The sequence below is a fragment of the Micromonospora sp. C31 genome, assembly GCF_018070575.1.
GTDB lineage: Bacteria > Actinomycetota > Actinomycetes > Mycobacteriales > Micromonosporaceae > Micromonospora.
Window position 1 is genome coordinate 57418 of record NZ_JAGPXN010000015.1, and the last position, 14768, is coordinate 72185.

General features: G+C 73.3%; 14 protein-coding genes. 9 read left to right on the top strand and 5 right to left on the bottom strand.

Going from position 1 to position 14768, the window contains the following annotated elements; all coding sequences use genetic code 11:
* Nucleotides 1-37 precede the first annotated feature (37 nt).
* Entirely contained in the window at nucleotides 38-691 is a 654-nt protein-coding gene (locus tag KBX06_RS19830; protein ID WP_210837263.1) for an HAD family phosphatase, read from the bottom strand.
* 186 nt (nucleotides 692-877) lie between these two features.
* Here KBX06_RS19830 and KBX06_RS19835 point away from each other — a divergent pair, with 186 nt between their 5' ends.
* Nucleotides 878-1426 (top strand): hypothetical protein, encoded by a 549-nt coding sequence (locus tag KBX06_RS19835; RefSeq protein WP_210837265.1) that lies wholly within the window; start codon nucleotides 878-880, stop codon nucleotides 1424-1426.
* A 15-nt stretch (nucleotides 1427-1441) separates the two neighbouring features.
* Here KBX06_RS19835 and KBX06_RS19840 read toward each other — a convergent pair whose 3' ends face one another.
* Nucleotides 1442-2302, bottom strand: a complete 861-nt coding sequence (locus KBX06_RS19840; protein WP_307854694.1) for a neutral zinc metallopeptidase — start codon at nucleotides 2300-2302, stop codon at nucleotides 1442-1444.
* Nucleotides 2303-2320: 18 nt separating this feature from the next.
* On the opposite strand from KBX06_RS19840, the gene KBX06_RS19845 reads away from it, so the two are divergent.
* Nucleotides 2321-3337 (top strand): methyltransferase, encoded by a 1017-nt coding sequence (locus KBX06_RS19845; RefSeq protein WP_210837267.1) that lies wholly within the window; start codon nucleotides 2321-2323, stop codon nucleotides 3335-3337.
* A 558-nt stretch (nucleotides 3338-3895) separates the two neighbouring features.
* Nucleotides 3896-4069 carry a hypothetical protein gene (locus KBX06_RS19850; RefSeq protein ID WP_210837269.1) on the top strand — a complete coding sequence of 58 codons (174 nt, stop codon included), beginning with the start codon at nucleotides 3896-3898 and terminating at the stop codon, nucleotides 4067-4069.
* A gap of 147 nt (nucleotides 4070-4216) precedes the next feature.
* On the opposite strand, the gene KBX06_RS19855 is transcribed toward KBX06_RS19850, so the two are convergent.
* Entirely contained in the window at nucleotides 4217-5230 is a 1014-nt protein-coding gene (locus KBX06_RS19855) for an ice-binding family protein (RefSeq protein ID WP_307854688.1), read from the bottom strand.
* Between the two features lie 806 nt (nucleotides 5231-6036).
* On the opposite strand from KBX06_RS19855, the gene KBX06_RS19860 reads away from it, so the two are divergent.
* From KBX06_RS19860 to KBX06_RS19880, 5 genes are all read left to right on the top strand, one after another.
* The gene (locus KBX06_RS19860) at nucleotides 6037-6477 is read left to right on the top strand and encodes a phage holin family protein (protein ID WP_210837272.1); all 441 of its coding nucleotides are present in this window, start codon (nucleotides 6037-6039) and stop codon (nucleotides 6475-6477) included.
* On the top strand, nucleotides 6474-6725 hold the full coding sequence (locus tag KBX06_RS19865) for a DUF3618 domain-containing protein (RefSeq protein ID WP_210837273.1): 252 nt from the start codon (nucleotides 6474-6476) through the stop codon (nucleotides 6723-6725). The genes KBX06_RS19860 and KBX06_RS19865 overlap by 4 nt, the downstream gene beginning before the upstream one ends.
* A complete protein-coding gene (locus KBX06_RS19870; RefSeq protein WP_210837275.1) occupies nucleotides 6722-7792 on the top strand; it encodes an acyl-CoA desaturase in 1071 nt (356 codons plus the stop codon). Before KBX06_RS19865 ends, KBX06_RS19870 begins: the two co-directional genes overlap by 4 nt.
* 228 nt (nucleotides 7793-8020) lie before the next feature.
* A complete protein-coding gene (locus KBX06_RS19875) occupies nucleotides 8021-9481 on the top strand; it encodes an SDR family NAD(P)-dependent oxidoreductase (RefSeq protein ID WP_210837277.1) in 1461 nt (486 codons plus the stop codon).
* A gap of 106 nt (nucleotides 9482-9587) precedes the next feature.
* Nucleotides 9588-10862 (top strand): glycoside hydrolase domain-containing protein, encoded by a 1275-nt coding sequence (locus KBX06_RS19880; RefSeq protein ID WP_210837285.1) that lies wholly within the window; start codon nucleotides 9588-9590, stop codon nucleotides 10860-10862.
* Between the two features lie 30 nt (nucleotides 10863-10892).
* Here KBX06_RS19880 and KBX06_RS19885 read toward each other — a convergent pair whose 3' ends face one another.
* Nucleotides 10893-12269 carry an FAD-dependent oxidoreductase gene (locus KBX06_RS19885; protein WP_210837287.1) on the bottom strand — a complete coding sequence of 459 codons (1377 nt, stop codon included), beginning with the start codon at nucleotides 12267-12269 and terminating at the stop codon, nucleotides 10893-10895.
* Between the two features lie 426 nt (nucleotides 12270-12695).
* Between KBX06_RS19885 and KBX06_RS19890 the strand changes: the two genes are divergently transcribed.
* Nucleotides 12696-13226: an SRPBCC family protein gene (locus KBX06_RS19890; RefSeq protein WP_210837289.1), complete on the top strand. Its 531-nt coding sequence runs from the start codon at nucleotides 12696-12698 to the stop codon at nucleotides 13224-13226.
* Nucleotides 13227-13373: 147 nt separating this feature from the next.
* Here the strand turns inward: KBX06_RS19890 and KBX06_RS19895 are convergent, their stop codons facing one another.
* The gene (locus tag KBX06_RS19895; RefSeq protein WP_210837450.1) at nucleotides 13374-14597 is read right to left on the bottom strand and encodes a multidrug effflux MFS transporter; all 1224 of its coding nucleotides are present in this window, start codon (nucleotides 14595-14597) and stop codon (nucleotides 13374-13376) included.
* Between the last annotated feature and the right edge of the window lie 171 nt (nucleotides 14598-14768).

The window sequence follows — 14768 nt, forward strand, 5'->3', positions numbered from 1 at the left end:
CACGAGGGCCCCGCCGGTCGGCGGGGCCCTCGTCGTCTCAGTCGCCGGGCGGCGGCGCGCCGAGCAGGGCCGCCAGCAGCTCCAGGTCCGCGCCGGTCAGGCTCTCCAGCTGGTGTACGCCGTCCAGCGGCCCGATCGGCACCTCCGCCGGTACGGCCAGCACCGCCGCGCCGGCGGCGAGCGCGCTGGCCACCCCCGTCGGCGAGTCCTCGATCGCCACGCAACGGGCGATCGGCACGCCGAGCAGCCGGGCGGCGGTCAGGTACGGCTCCGGGTGCGGCTTGGCCGCGTCGACCTCGTCGCCGCAGACGACCGCGTCGAAGCTGTCCCGCCCCAGCGTGTCCAGCGCCACCTCGACCAGCGGCCGGCCGCTGGAGGTCACCAGCGCCGTCGGGATGCCCGCCGCCCGGACGGCCCGCAGCAGGTTCAGCGCGCCGGGGCGCCAGCGCAGCCCGGTGCGGAACAGCTCCAGGATGCGGGCGTTGATCCACGCCGCGCTGGCCTCGGGATCGCGCCCGGGCTGGTCCAGGTCGTCGTGCAGGATGCGCATCGACGCGGCCATGCTGCTGCCGATCATCGCCTTGCGGGCGGGGTCGGAGAGGGTGCCGCCGTACTCGGCCGCCAGCTCGTGCAGCGCGACGTCCCACAGCTTCTCACTGTCGACCAGGGTGCCGTCCATGTCGAAGAGCACGGCGGCCAGGTGGTGGCTGTTCAGCGGGTCCTCCCTCGGGTGCGTACCCCCGGGATCCTCTCAGCCGGCACGGCGCCGGCGCGCGCCCCGGTGCGGCGGGGTGACCTGGCCGACGGGTTGCGCCCGCACGCGAGACTCGGGGACAACCGGCCGCCGGCACGGCGGCCCCCTCGCCCGGAGGTCGCCATGCGCGTCCGATCCCTGGTCTCCCGATGCACCGTGGTCCTGCTCGCCGCCGCCGTAGCGATCTGGCCGGCGGGGCCGGCCGCCGCGGCGAGCCTGCCCCTGGATCGCTGCTACGACCTGGAGACCCCCCAGCACGAGGATGAGCGAACCTGGTTCGCGCCGGGCAACGTGCACACGACGTGGCCCTCCCCGGTGGGCATGGTCGACCGGGACGTGTTCCGGGTGTCGGCCCTGGGCACGATCCGCATCGACCACTGGGGCACCCGCAAGTCCATCGCCGGCGAGCTGCCGCTGGCCGGTAGCGGCTGGCCCGCGCCGGACGCCCCCCGGTACGCGCTGATCGCGAAGGTGACCTCGGGATCCATGCTGGTGCTGAGCAACGGGCTGACCTACACCACGGACCGGTGGTTCCCGGTCGGCGCCGGCAGCGGCTGCATGCTCTACTCCAACGGCGGTGCGCCGTCGCGGCTCGTCTTCTCCTTCAACGACCCGAACCTCGGCGACAACGGCGGCGGGGCGTCGGTGTGGGTGCGGCAGTGGTGGAACTGACTGCGCCCGGCGGTCTCAGTTGAGGTCGCAGGCGGCCAGGGACTTCTCGTAGCCGCGGAAGAACGACTCGGTGCGCTGTTCGGCGGTGCCGTGCGCGCCCTCGGCGAACCAGGGTTGGTCGGGGGCGTCGCCGACGGCCAGCAGCCCCTCGCGGAACTCCGCCAGGTCGCCGTCGGCGAGCCGCAGCGCCTTTGCGCGCACCGAGTCGCCGAGATACGCCCCGGCCATGCAGTCGGCCTGCAACTCCTGCTGGATGGTGTAGGAGTAGCGGATGCCGAGCCGCGCCTGGATGCCGTGGGCGTACTCGTGGCCGAGCAGGTAGAACACGAAGGCGTCGCCGACCTGGCGGAACGCGTTCACCGACCAGTTCACGTCGTAGGCGATGAAGTCGCCGGCGGAGCAGTAGACGGCGTTGTTGCGCGGCAGCGGCTGCCGGCCGCAGAAGACCTCTCCGGCCCGCTGGTACGGGATGATCCGGCGGATCGGGCGGAAGCGCTGCCCGGAGGCCCGGAACTGGGCTGCCCAGTACCGCTCGGCGATGCTCTGCGCGTCGGCGACGTCCTGCCGGAACTCCGCGACGCTGGTGGTGCCGTCGGCCCGGGTCTGCTCGGCGCCGGGCGAGGACGCGCTGCCCGGCCGGCGCGGCGCGGGCTCCTGTCCCTCGGATTCGGACACCCCGCCGACCACGCACCCGGCCGCCGCGACGAGGGCCACCAGCAGGCCGGCCAGCGCACTTCGCGGTCGGCGTCGCACGCGCGTCGTCACAGTGCCCTCCCCGGCGTCGGCGTCGCGACGTGCAGTACCCCGGCGGTGGGTCCGGTATGCCGGGTAGCCGGTGCGGCCGGTGCGCCGACGTGGTCCACTGTGGATGGATATCTGTGATCAAATGGTGCCATGATCAATCCCTCCCCTCTCATGCGTCTGGTGGCCGGCGTCTGGGGCTTCAAGACCCTCGCGGCCGGCGTCGAACTCGGCCTCTTCACCCGCCTCGCGAACGGGCGGACCCTCACCGTCGACGAGGCCGCCGCCGAGTTCGGGCTGGCCGAACGCCCCGCAGACCTGCTGTTGGCCGCGACGGCGTCCCTGGGTCTGCTGGAGAAGGTCGGCGACGGCTACCGGAACTCCGAACTCGCCGAACAGTTCCTGGTCGAAGGCCGCCCCTACTACTTCGGTGCGCAGGTCCGCTACTCCGACCAGCGCACCTACCTGCCCTGGCACCGCATCGGCGAAGCCCTGCGCACCGACCGGCCCCTCACCTGGGATCCGCAGGCCCAGCAGTCGATGTTCGACACCACCGACCCGGAGATGCTGGCGCAGTTCTGGGACGCCATGTACTCCACCTCCAGCTTCACCGCCCGGGCGCTGGCCGACGCGTACGACTTCGGCGCGCACGCCCGGCTGCTCGACGTCGGTGGTGGGGCCGGGGCGTTCCCGATCGAGTTCTGCCGCCGGCTGCCCGGGCTGCGGGCGACCGTCCTCGACCTGCCGCACGTGTGTGTCCGCGCCGAGGAGCGAATCGCGGCGGAAGGCATGAGCGGGCGGATCGGCACGGTCGGCGGCGATTTTCTGGCCGATCCGGCGCTGCCGGACGGGCACGACGTCATTCTGCTGAGCATGATCCTGCACGACTGGGACGAGCCGACGAACCGGGCGCTGCTGGCCAAGTGCCACGCGGCGCTGCCGCCCGGCGGGGCGGTCGTCATCTGCGAACTGCTGCTCAACGACGAGCGCACCGGTCCACCCGAGGCGGCTCTGATGGGCATGAACATGCTGGTGGAGACCGAGGGCGGCAAGAACTACTCCGGTGCCGAGTACGCGGCCTGGCTCACCGACGCCGGCTTCGTCGACGTCCGCACCGTGCCGTTCGACGCCCCGGGCGCCAACGGGGCGGTGGTCGCCCGCCGGGCCTGACCCCCCGGCACGCCCGCTCCCGCCGGCGGCGACCTCAGGGGCCGGATTCCGCAACCGCGTCCGGCGACCGGCGTGCTGGTCGCCGGACGCGGCCGGCCGGCTCGACAGGGAGCACCCGGGCCGCTCGGCGGGTTTCGACGACCCCAGCGGCGGCACCGCGCGGACCGGGCCGGACAGGCGTAGGCTGGGGCCATCCCGGAAACGACGACACTCCACTCCTGGGGTGCCCGCCACGCCGGCTCCGCCCGAGGGCACGCGAGGTTCGCGCCCGACCGCACCCGATGCGCGGCGGCACGGCCACCGTCCGGGTCCTGCCTGCCACCTCCCAGCGGCCCGGGGTAGGCCGTCGACCCGCGTCGGCGCGAGCCGGACCGGCGTCCGCGTCCCGGCGGAGCGGTCGCGATCGACAGCACGGTGACCGCGCCACCGACCGACGCCCTCGCTCCCCCGTCGACGCCACGCGTCCCACCCGGCCGACACCGGACCGGTCGCACCACCAGCGCCCCCGGACAGTGGCGCACCAGGGAACCCACGACCATCACCATCAAGGAGCAGACCATGACGGTAGCCCGACACACGATCGTGACCGCGCTGCGTCGCCGCGGCCAGCACACCCGGGCCGACTGGGTCGAGCGGGAACTGCCGCCGCAGGTCGACACCACCCGGCACTCCGGTCTCCTCGCGACCCTGCGTCTCGACCTCGCCGAACTGGACGGGTCGACGGCACGGTGAGGCTGGTCCTGCCGGTTCCGGCGGTCTGAAGGTCGCGCCGGTGCCGCGTCTCGCCGCACGCGACGGCAAGCTGGCAGGTGGTGCGGGCACATGCCTGAGCCGTGCGGGCCCCGGCGTCCGGTCGTCCGGCCGCCGGGGCCCGCCCCGTCAGGACTCGGAGGTCCTGCGGCGGTAGAGGAAGAGCAGGCTGACGCCGGTGGCCACGGCGAGGCTGCCGAGGCCCGTCAGAACGGGCACCAGCGCGCCACCGCCGCTGCCCCCGGTCACCGGTAGCTGCGTGCGGCTCGGGGTCGGGAACCCGGTCGGGGTGCCCGTCGGCGTGCCCGTCGGTTGACCGGTCGGCGTACCCGTCGGCGTACCGGTCGGCGTGCCCGTCGGTTGACCGGTCGGAGTGCCCGTGGGGGTGGCGGTCGGGCTTCCTGTCGGCTGTAGGCAGACGGGGGCGTTGATGGTGTTGGTGTCGAGGGTGACGGCGCCGGTCCGGGCCAGGGCGCGGCCTTGCAGGGTCGCGCCCGTGTTCATGGTGATGGAGGTCTGGGCCAGGATGTTGCCCACGAACCGGGTGCCGGTGCCGATCGTGGCCGAGCTGCCCACCTGCCAGTAGACGTTGCAGGGTGAGGCACCGTTGATGAACACGACGCTGCTGTTGGAGGCGGTGGTGAGGGTGGAGGCGATCTGGAAGATGAACACCGCCGCCGGGTCGCTCTGGCTGTCGAGCGTCAACTGGCCGGTCAGCTGCGCGGCGTCGAGCCGGTACACCCCGGGGGTCAGCGTGGCGCCGCCGAGTTCCGCCGGCAGGTTGGTGAAGGGAGTCCGACCGGCGGCGTCGTTGTACGCGGTGGTCAGGTCGTCCTTGGCCTGCAGGGCCTCGGCGTCGCCGAGGTGGATCTCGCCGGCGACGATGCCCGGCGGGAAGCCTGGTGCGGTGTTGCCGGGGTGAACGCCCAGGCTCTGCGCCAGGAAGGTCGGTCCGGTGTTGGTGACGGTGGAGCCGGCCAGTACGGAGAAGTTCGCCGCTGTCCCCAGACCGACCGGCGCCGGCTGGGCGCTGGCGCCGGTGCCACTGACGATCAGCAGGGCGACGGTCGCGCTGGCGGCGACGACGGCCGCGAGCGCCGGCACTGCCGCGCGGCGGAGATGACGGATTCGGGTGACTGTCACGTTGGGGCCCTCTCATGGTGCGTCCCCGGCCGGCGCTCTCGCGACAGCGGACCGGAGGCACACAAGTGCAAATACGGGTATACCGGACTTTTGCACACCTATGCTCCCAGGTACCTCACATCTTGCTAAATCGTCAAACTCACCTGATCTGCGGCGCTGCGGGCCAACCCCCTGGGCGGAACGCTTCGGAACAACGCTCACGTCGACCGGACGCGCGCCGGACACCCCTTCCCGGGACCCGGCCGCTTCCACCGCCGCCTCACCTCCGGCATCGCGGCCACTGACGAAGTCCCTGGTTCGACTCCCGGCCGCGGTATGCCGAGCTGTTCTGAATGCCCCAACCGTGTTTAATGCGCAGAATCGCCACCCACTGCCCCTGCGCTGTCCCCACGATGAGAGCAAGGTCGGATTCGGAAACCGAGAGGGGTAGCGGACATGAGGCGTCGACGTAGCAGGAGGGTGCCGCTGATGCAGGCGGCAGCGATGTCCCTGGCGGCAGTGGTGACGGCGGCGGCCGTCGTACGGGCTCGGCGCCGTCGCGCCGTGGGTGGCGCGATGGCCGGCGATCTTCCTGCTGCCCTGCGGGACAGCGCGTTCGCCGACGCGGGCACCGGCGGGATGGCGGTCCCCGGCGACGCGGCCGGCAGGGACAGGCAGCCGGCGTCATCGGCAGCCGCAGCGCGGTGAGGACGGGGAGCGCCGCCCCGCGACCGGGCAGGTTTCGCGCCGGCCCGGCGTGACCGGGCGGCGCCCTCGACGGATGGTCCTGGCGCGACGTGCCGACGTGTCTCTGGAGGTGCCGGCCGATGAGTGAACCGCCCAGCGGCGTCCGGGCGGCCGACGGGCCACGGGAGGAAGCCACGGTCGCCGCACTCGTGCAGCGTGCGACAGACCAGATCACCCGACTGGTACGGGACGAGCTGGCGCTGGCCCGGGCGGAACTGACCACCGACGGCATACGTGCCGGCTCCGGCGCCGCGATGGTCGGCGGCGCGGGAGGGATGGCGCTGTTCGGGACGGGAGCGCTCGTGGCCGCGCTCGTCCTGGTCCTCGCCGGGTTCCTGCCGGCATGGGTGGCCGCGCTGGTCGTCGCGGTGGTCCTCTTCGCGGTGGCCGGGCTGCTCGCGCTGGTCGGACGCAGGCAGGTGAAGCAGACGACGCCCGTCAAGCCGGAGTCGACGCTGCACAGCGTGCGCGCGGACGCGGAGTCGGTGCGGCAGGCGGCCAGGAAGGGACGAGGGCGATGACCCCGAATGCGAGCAGTGCCCCGGAGCGCACCCGTGCGGACATCGAGGCGACCCGAGCCGAACTCGGTGCCACCGTGCAGGCGCTGCCGGCCAGGACCAACGTGAAGGACCGCAGCCGGGACCGGGCCCTCGGCGACCGGCTGGGCGGGATCGGGTCGGTCGCCCGCCGGCACGCCGTCCTGGTCGTCGTCGCCGCCACCGTCGTGGGCCTCGTCGTGACGACGCGTCGGCGCGGGTGTCGGCCATGAGCGACGCGACCCTCGACACCCGACGCCAGGGTGGCAGTCAGTACGCGGAGCTGTCGCGCCTGATCCGGCGCGCGGGCCTGCTCGACCGGCGGCGCCGTTACTACGCGCTGCGCATCGCCGCCCTCGGCGGGTGCCATGTCGGCGCGTGGACGCTGTTCGGCCGGCTCGGCGAGTCGTGGTGGCAGCTGGGCGTCGCGGCCGTCCTCGCGGTGGTGTTCGCGCAGGCCGGATTCATCGGTCACGACGCCGGTCACCGCCAGATCTTCCGTACCCGCCGCGCCAACGACCTGGTCGGCCTGGTGCACGGCAATCTGCTGATCGGTCTCAGTTACGCCTGGTGGGTCGACAAGCACAACCGCCATCACGCGCACCCCAACACGGAGGGCCACGACCCGGACATCGTCGTCCCACCGTTGTCGTTCACCCGGGAGCAGGCGCGGGAGCAGCGCGGGCCGGGCGCGCTGGTGGTCCGGTACCAGGCGTACCTGTTCTTTCCGCTGCTGCTGCTGGAGGGCCTGCACCTGCATGTCAACAGCGTCCGGGCCGTCTTCGGCCGGGGTCGGCTCAGGCGGCGCCCCGTGGAGGCCACGCTGCTGGTGCTGCACGCCGTCGGCTACCTCGGAGCCGTGGTCCTCGTGCTGAGCCCGGCGCAGGCCGTCGCGTTCGTCCTCGTCAACCAGGGCCTGCTCGGCCTCTACCTCGGCAGCTCCTTCGCCCCCAACCACAAGGGCATGCCGATCCTCGCCGCCGACGACCGCCTCGACTATCTTCGACGCCAGGTCCTCACCTCCCGCAACGTGCGCGGCGGCTGGTTCGTCGACGCCCTGCTCGGTGGCCTGAACTATCAGATCGAGCACCACCTCTTCCCCAGCATGCCGCGACCCAACCTGCGGCGCGCCCGGCCGCTGGTCCGCCAGTTCTGCGCCGAACACGCCATCCCCTACCACGAGACCAGCCTGACGGGTTCATGGGCCCAGGTGTTGCGGCACCTGCACGCGGTCGGGTCGGGCCGGCCGACCGACGCCGCCGGCGACGACGCCCCGGCCGGCGGGGTCGCCGGACGCTGATCGGCGCTCGGTCACGGGTCCGTCGGGCCCGCCCACCGGGCGGTGTTCCCGAGGTCGGCTGCGGGCGATCGCCGCGTCACCGATCGCGTGGGAGCCACCCTGCACTCCGTGCGCCGCGCTCGCGACGGGCGCGGGATGCGCCGGCGCCCACGTGGTGCGTACAGTTCCGGGTCGGACTTGGCGTGGGCCGGGAAGCTCCGGCGGGAAACGGGACGAGACAGCGACGGCATGACGGCGGACAAAGTTACCGAAACCGGCCACGACGGCATCGACCGGAGCCAGCTGGAGGCCTGTCTCAGCGTCTTCGAGGCGCTGGAGGACCTGCCTCCCGACCACCCCGACGTGGTGCGCGTGCAGCGGGCCACGGCGCGGCTCTACAAGGTGGTCAAGCAGCGACGGCGCGAGGAGCGGCGGGACGCCGTCGCGGCGGCGGACCGCGCGGTGACGGCCGCCACCGCGACCGGCGCACCGGGCCGGATCGACGACGAGACCCAGGGGATCCCGCTCGCCTCCCCCACCGAGGGCAGCACGGCCGGCTTCCTGCACAACCCGCGCGGCTGCTACGTCTGCAAGCAGCGCTACCGCGAGGTGGACGCCTTCTACCACCAGCTCTGCCCGCCCTGCGCGGCACTGAACCGGGAACGCCGCGACGCCCGTACGGACCTGACGGGCCGGCGGGCGCTGCTCACCGGCGGCCGGGCGAAGATCGGCATGTACATCGCGCTGCGGCTGCTGCGCGACGGCGCGCACACCACGGTCACCACGCGGTTCCCGCACGACGCGGTACGCCGGTTCGCGGCGATGCCCGACAGCGCGGAGTGGCTGCACCGGCTGCGGGTCGTCGGGATCGACCTGCGCGACCCGGCCCAGGTGATCGCGCTCGCCGACTCGGTCAGCAGCCAGGGCCCGCTCGACATCCTGATCAACAACGCGGCGCAGACCGTGCGGCGCAGCCCCGGGGCGTACGCGCAGCTCGTCGCCGCGGAGGCGGCGGAGCTGCCGGCAGGCCCCCTGCCGGAGATCGTCACGTTCGCCAAGCCGGCCGGCCGGGGCGACCCGGCGGGCGGCCTGGCCGCCTCGCCGCAGTCGACCCCGCTCACCCCGCACGCGCTGACCGCGCTCGCGCTGACCAGTGGCTCCGCCTCGCCGGAACGTATCGCGGCGGCCACCGCCATCGACGCGGGCGGCCTGGTGCCGGACCTCGACCCGGTCAACAGCTGGGTGCAGCGGGTGCACGAGGTCGACCCGGTGGAGCTGCTGGAGGTGCAGCTGTGCAACGTGACGGCGCCGTTCGTCCTGGTCAGTAGGCTGCGACCGGCGATGGCCGCGGCGGCGGCCCGCCGCAAGTACGTGGTCAACGTCTCGGCCATGGAGGGCCAGTTCGGCCGCGGCTACAAGGGGCCGGGGCACCCGCACACCAACATGGCCAAGGCCGCGTTGAACATGCTGACCCGCACCAGCGCCCAGGAGATGCTGACCGACGGCATCCTGATGACCAGCGTCGACACCGGCTGGATCACCGACGAGCGCCCCCACCCGACGAAGATGCGGCTGGCGGACGCCGGCTTCCACGCCCCGCTGGACCTGGTCGACGGCGCAGCCCGGGTGTACGACCCGATCGTCCGCGGCGAACAGGGCGAGGACCTGTACGGCTGCTTCCTGAAGGACTACGCGCCCTGCGCCTGGTGACCCGGCGCGTCCACCACCCCGACACTATTGCCAACTTTCGATGCGCTGTGTAAAAGTTCTTCACTGACTTCAACCTCGTGTAAAGAATCCTTCGAGGGAGACCGGGATGAGAAGGACCACCGCATGGCTGACGAGCATCGCCACCGCAGCGGCGCTCAGCACCACGCTCGCATCGGCGGCAGCTTCGGCGGCGGCGGCGCCCGCCCCACAGGCGCAGCCGCAGTCCGTGGCGGTGTCGGCCGTCGGTCCGCAGCCCGGCACCTTCGTCGGTAAGGGCTTCGACACCTGCGCCGCCCCGTCGCAGTCGGCGATGAACGCGTGGCGTGCCAGTTCGCCGTACCGCGCGGTGGGCATCTACATCAGCGGTGCCAGCCGCACGTGTGCGCAGCCCAACCTGACGGCGACCTGGGTCAGCAACCAGACCGCCAACGGTTGGCGGCTCATCCCCATCGAACTCGGCTACCAGGCGCCCTGCGGCACCCGGGCGCCGAAGATGTCGGCCGATCCCGGCACCGCGCGCTCGCAGGGCCGCACCGCCGCCGACAGCGCCGCCAACGCCGCACGGGCGCTGGGCATCGGCGCCGGCAGCACCATCTACAACGACATCGAGCACTACCCGACGACCACGGCCTGCCGCGCCGCCGTGCTGTCGTTCCTGTCCGGCTGGGTCGAGCGACTGCACACCCACGGCTACCTGGCCGGCATGTACTCCAGCGGATCCTCCGGCATCAGGGACGTCTGCCTGGAATACCACAACCCGAGCTACACCAGGCTGGACCAGATCTGGATCGCCTGGTGGAACGGCGTGGCCGACACCGACGCCGGCAACTACTGCTCCGACGCGTACTACGCCAACCACCAGCGGCTGCACCAGTACGCCGGGGACGTGACGGAGACCTGGGGCGGCGTGACGATGAAGATCGACCGCAACTACCTGGACGTGAGCACGTCCCAGCAGCCGCCCCCGCAGCAGTGGAGCACCACCGTCGACAACACCACGTCCGGCCGGTTCACGGCGAGCAGCAACTGGAGCACGTCGTCGTACTCCGGCAGCCGGTTCGGCACGAACTACCGCTACGCGAGCCCGACGTCGGCCAGCGACGTCGCCTGGTACCGGGCGGACATCCCGGCGACGGGGGCCTACGAGATCTCGGTCTGGTACCCCGCCGATCCCGGTTACAACGGCCAGACGCCCTACATCGTCGCCACCGCCTCGGGCAACCGGTCGGTAACGGTCGACCAACGCGTCAACGGCGGGCGGTGGGTGTCGATCGGCGTGTTCACGCTCGCGGCCGGCGACGGCAACAAGGTAGGGGTGAGCCGCTGGACCGGCGGCAGTGGCTACGTGGTCGCCGACGCCGTACGGATCACCCGGGCCTGAGCCCGGCGGGACGACCGGGTCAACGCCGGTTCAGCGGGCCCGCCGGTTGGCGCGCAGCGCGCCCAGGAGCACGCCGGGTGTGGCCAGCGACCTCGGGTGCGCACGCAGGGAGACGACCTCGTTGAAGCGCCGGGCGGTCGGCACGTCCGTGACGGTCGCCGCGACGATCTGCCTGCTGACCCAACTGGAGAACCGGTAGCCGCGCGGGTAGGGCCCGTCGACGTGCGGCAGCGCCAGATCGGCGGAGGTCGACATCGACCAGGCCACGTCGACCACGACCTTCTGGAGGGCGAAGAACCGGCGCGCGGGCATGCCCGGGTCGGGGCCCGACCGCAGGTACGTCGACAGGCAGGCCGCGTGCAGGGACGCAGCCGTCATGCCCTGCCCGTACACCGGGTTGAACGAGGCGACCGCGTCACCGACGCTGACGAGCCCGGCCGGGAGCCGCCGCAGGCCGTGGAAGTCCCGCCGCCGGCTGTCGGCGTGCCGGTAGGTCTGGACCGCACCGAGCAGCTCGCTCCCGGCGACCTCGCCGAACTCCGGCGGGAACTGTTCCCGCAACCGGCGCACGAAGTCCTCCGCGGTGCGCCCCGGACGGTTGTCGCCGTACCCGGCCATCATGGCCATCCAGCGGCCGTCCTCGACGGCGAAGAACGCGGCGCCGGCCACGTCCGACGACGATCCCGGAGTGTTCAGTGCCAGGACGACCGTGGCCTGCGGGTGCGTCTCCCGGCGCCGGAACAGGGCGGTCGCATAGTTGAGGTTCACGGTCATCCGCCGCAGGGCGGGCCGCTCCCAACCGGCCTGCTCCAGCCAGTCGGACAGCCGGCTCGATCGCCCCATGGCGTCGACCACGAGGGCACCCGACTCGACGCCGGTCGCCCCACCGGCCTCGCAGCGGACCCCGGTGGCCACGCCGCCCTCGCACACGAGGCCGGTGGCGCGGGCGGTGACCGTCTTGACGTTGGGCAGCCGCAGCACCTGCTGGCGGATCAGCCCTTCCAGCAGGGGTCGGCTGCCCGCCAGGCTGTCGGCGTCGTCGGGTACGACGACCTTCAGCCGGCCGTCGAGATAGCTGCGCCGGGCCCCGGGTGGCGCCTCGACCGCCCCCTGGGCCAGGGCCTGTCCGCGGAATCCGGGGAAGAGGCGTTCGAGCTGGAGGAAGCCGCCGGGCAGCAGCGCGTGCAGCTGCGTACCCTGTGGCACGCCCGGCCGCCCGCCGGTGGCCTGTGGATCGTCGCGGTCGACGACGACCACGCTCTCCGCGTAGTCGGACAACACGCGGGCCGCCAGCAACCCGGCGACGCTGCCGCCGACCACGACGGCCCTGCCGACGACCGGGGACGCCTGCTCCGGTGGCCGCACCGCGTTCAGGGCGGCGAGGACCCGGGCCGGGGACAACGGCATGATGCGCTCCAAGGGGTACGAGGTGGCCTGCCCGCCTGCCTGCCAAAGACCGGTGCGCGGGACGACCGGCGGGACGGACCGGTCGGCACGACGCCCGACGATCGTTGCACGGCCGTCGGGCGTTCCCGGGCAGGTACGCGAGGTGGCGGCCGGGTCAGTCGCGCGGCGGCCCCTGGCCGTACGCCGACCACGACGCCCTCGGCTCCCACCCGGCGGCGCCACGACCCTGACGCCGGATCGCCGCTGAACGTCGCCCCGCCGAACCCGGCGCGGGCGCTGGACGTCGTTCGACGAACCCGGCGCGTGGGCCCGGCGGGGCTGCGCGGTCGGCCCGGAGGGGCCATCCTTGTCGGTGCGGCTGCCGTCCGTCCTGTGTGGGCGGCAGCCGCTGACCGGAGAAGCGTGAAGGACACGAAGGAGGATGCCGTGCGCTACGTCGACGGCCCGGCGGTCGAGTGCGACCTCTACCTGGCAGCCGCTCCCGCCCGGGTGTGGGAGTTGGTCACGGACATCGAACTGCCCGCGCGGTTCAGTTCGGAGCTGCGCCGGGTGCGCTGGTTGGACGACACCGGCGGCCCGGCCCTCGGCGCCCGGTTCGAGGGGCACAACCAGCATCCCGCCATCGGCGAGTGGCGCACCATCTCGCACGTCGTGCAGTTCGACGAGCCACGGGTCTTCGGCTGGGTGGTCACCGACCCGGACGACCGCTTCGGCGGCGGCGTCGCCGACCCCGCGCACCCGGGCGCCACCTGGCAGTACCGCCTCACCGCCGAGGACGACGGTTGCCGACTGTCGCACGCCGTGCGGATCGGCCCCGGCCGTACCGGGCTCAGCCTGGTCATCGACCAGGCTCCGGAGAACGAGGAGCAGATCATCGAACGCCGGCTGGCAGCCCTGCGCGACGCCATGACCACCACGTTGCAGGGCATCAGGGACCTCGCCGAGAAGCCGCGCTGACGGCCCGTGTCGCTGCGCGGCCACCGGCCGGTGCTCGTCGCGGCGGCGGGCCGGACCGCTCGGCCGCGACGGCCGTCACCCGCCGGCCGCGGCCGCGCAGCTTCCGAAACGCGCCACGAACGCGGCGTGGACGGGGCTGCCGCCCGCTCAGTGCGCCGTCAGGGCCGCCGCCTCCGGTTCGAGACCGGCGAGCCGGGCCGGGCGCACCACGACGAGCAGGACCGCCGTCGCCGCCAGCATGCCGCCCGCCACGACGACGGCCATGGCGACCGCGCCGGTGCCCAGCACGCCCACCAGGGGCGCGGCCAGCGCACCGACGCCGAACTGCACCGCGCCGAGCAGGGCGGAGGCCGTGCCGGCCGCCTCCCCGTGACGGGACAGGGCCAGGGCCGGCGCGTTCGGCATCGCGAGGCCCGCCGCCGCGAGCACCACCCACAGCGACACCAGCAGGCCGGGCAGCCCGCCGAACCCGGTCGCCGCGAATGCCAGCAGCGCCAGTCCGGCCACGCTGCCCATGCCCAGGGCCACGACGAGGATCCGCTGCGGCGAGTGGCGGCGCAGCAGCCGTACGTTGAACTGGGTCGCCGCGATCAGTCCGACGGCGCCCGCGCCGAAGGCCAGCCCGAACTGCTGCTCGTCCAGGCCGTACTGCTGTTGCAGGACGAACGACGACCCGGCCACGTACGCGAACAACGCCGCCATGGCCAGTCCGGCGACCAGGACCAGGCCCACGAACGTACGGTCACGCAGCAGCGCGCCGTACAGGGCCACCGTCGCGACCGCCCCGCCGCGCCGACGGCGGTCGGCCGGCAGCGTCTCGCGCAGGCCCAGCGCGGCGACCCCGACGAGCAGCACGCCGAAGGCGGCCAGCGCCAGGAACACCCCGCGCCAGTCCGTCCAGCGCAGCAGGCCGCTGCCGAGGGTCGGGGCGAGGATCGGCGCCGCCCCCATGACCAGCAGCAGCCTGGAGAGCAGCTTGGCGAAGGCCGCGCCGTCGAACAGGTCACGGACCACGGCCATCGCGACCACCGAGGCGGCGGCGACGCCGAGGCCCTGCACCACCCGCAGCCCGCCGAGCACCGCGATGCTCGGCGCGACGACACAGAGCAGTGACGCCACGACGTACAGCGCGACGCCGGCGATCAGCGGCGCGCGCCGACCGACGGCGTCGGACAGCGGGCCGATCAGCAGCTGGCCGAGGGCGAGGCCGACCAGCGTGCCGGTGAGGGTCAGTTGGACCGCCGCCGACGTGGTCCGGAAGTCGGCGACGATCGCCGGAAACGCGGGCAGGTACATGTCGATGGTCAGCGGGCCCACCGCGGTCAGCGACCCGAGGACGAGGACGAGCCGCAGGCGTTGCCGGGGGCTCATCAGGTCACCCGGCGTCGTCCTGGCCGCCGGGGCCCCGGGGGCGTCGACGGCGGCGGTCATCGGGTCGTCTCCGGCCGGTCGTCGCGCGGCCGGCCCGAAAGCGGTGTAGGAGTCACACCTGGCTGCAAATCCGGATCCGATGATCTCATTCCCGGTCGGCGGCGAGGTAAC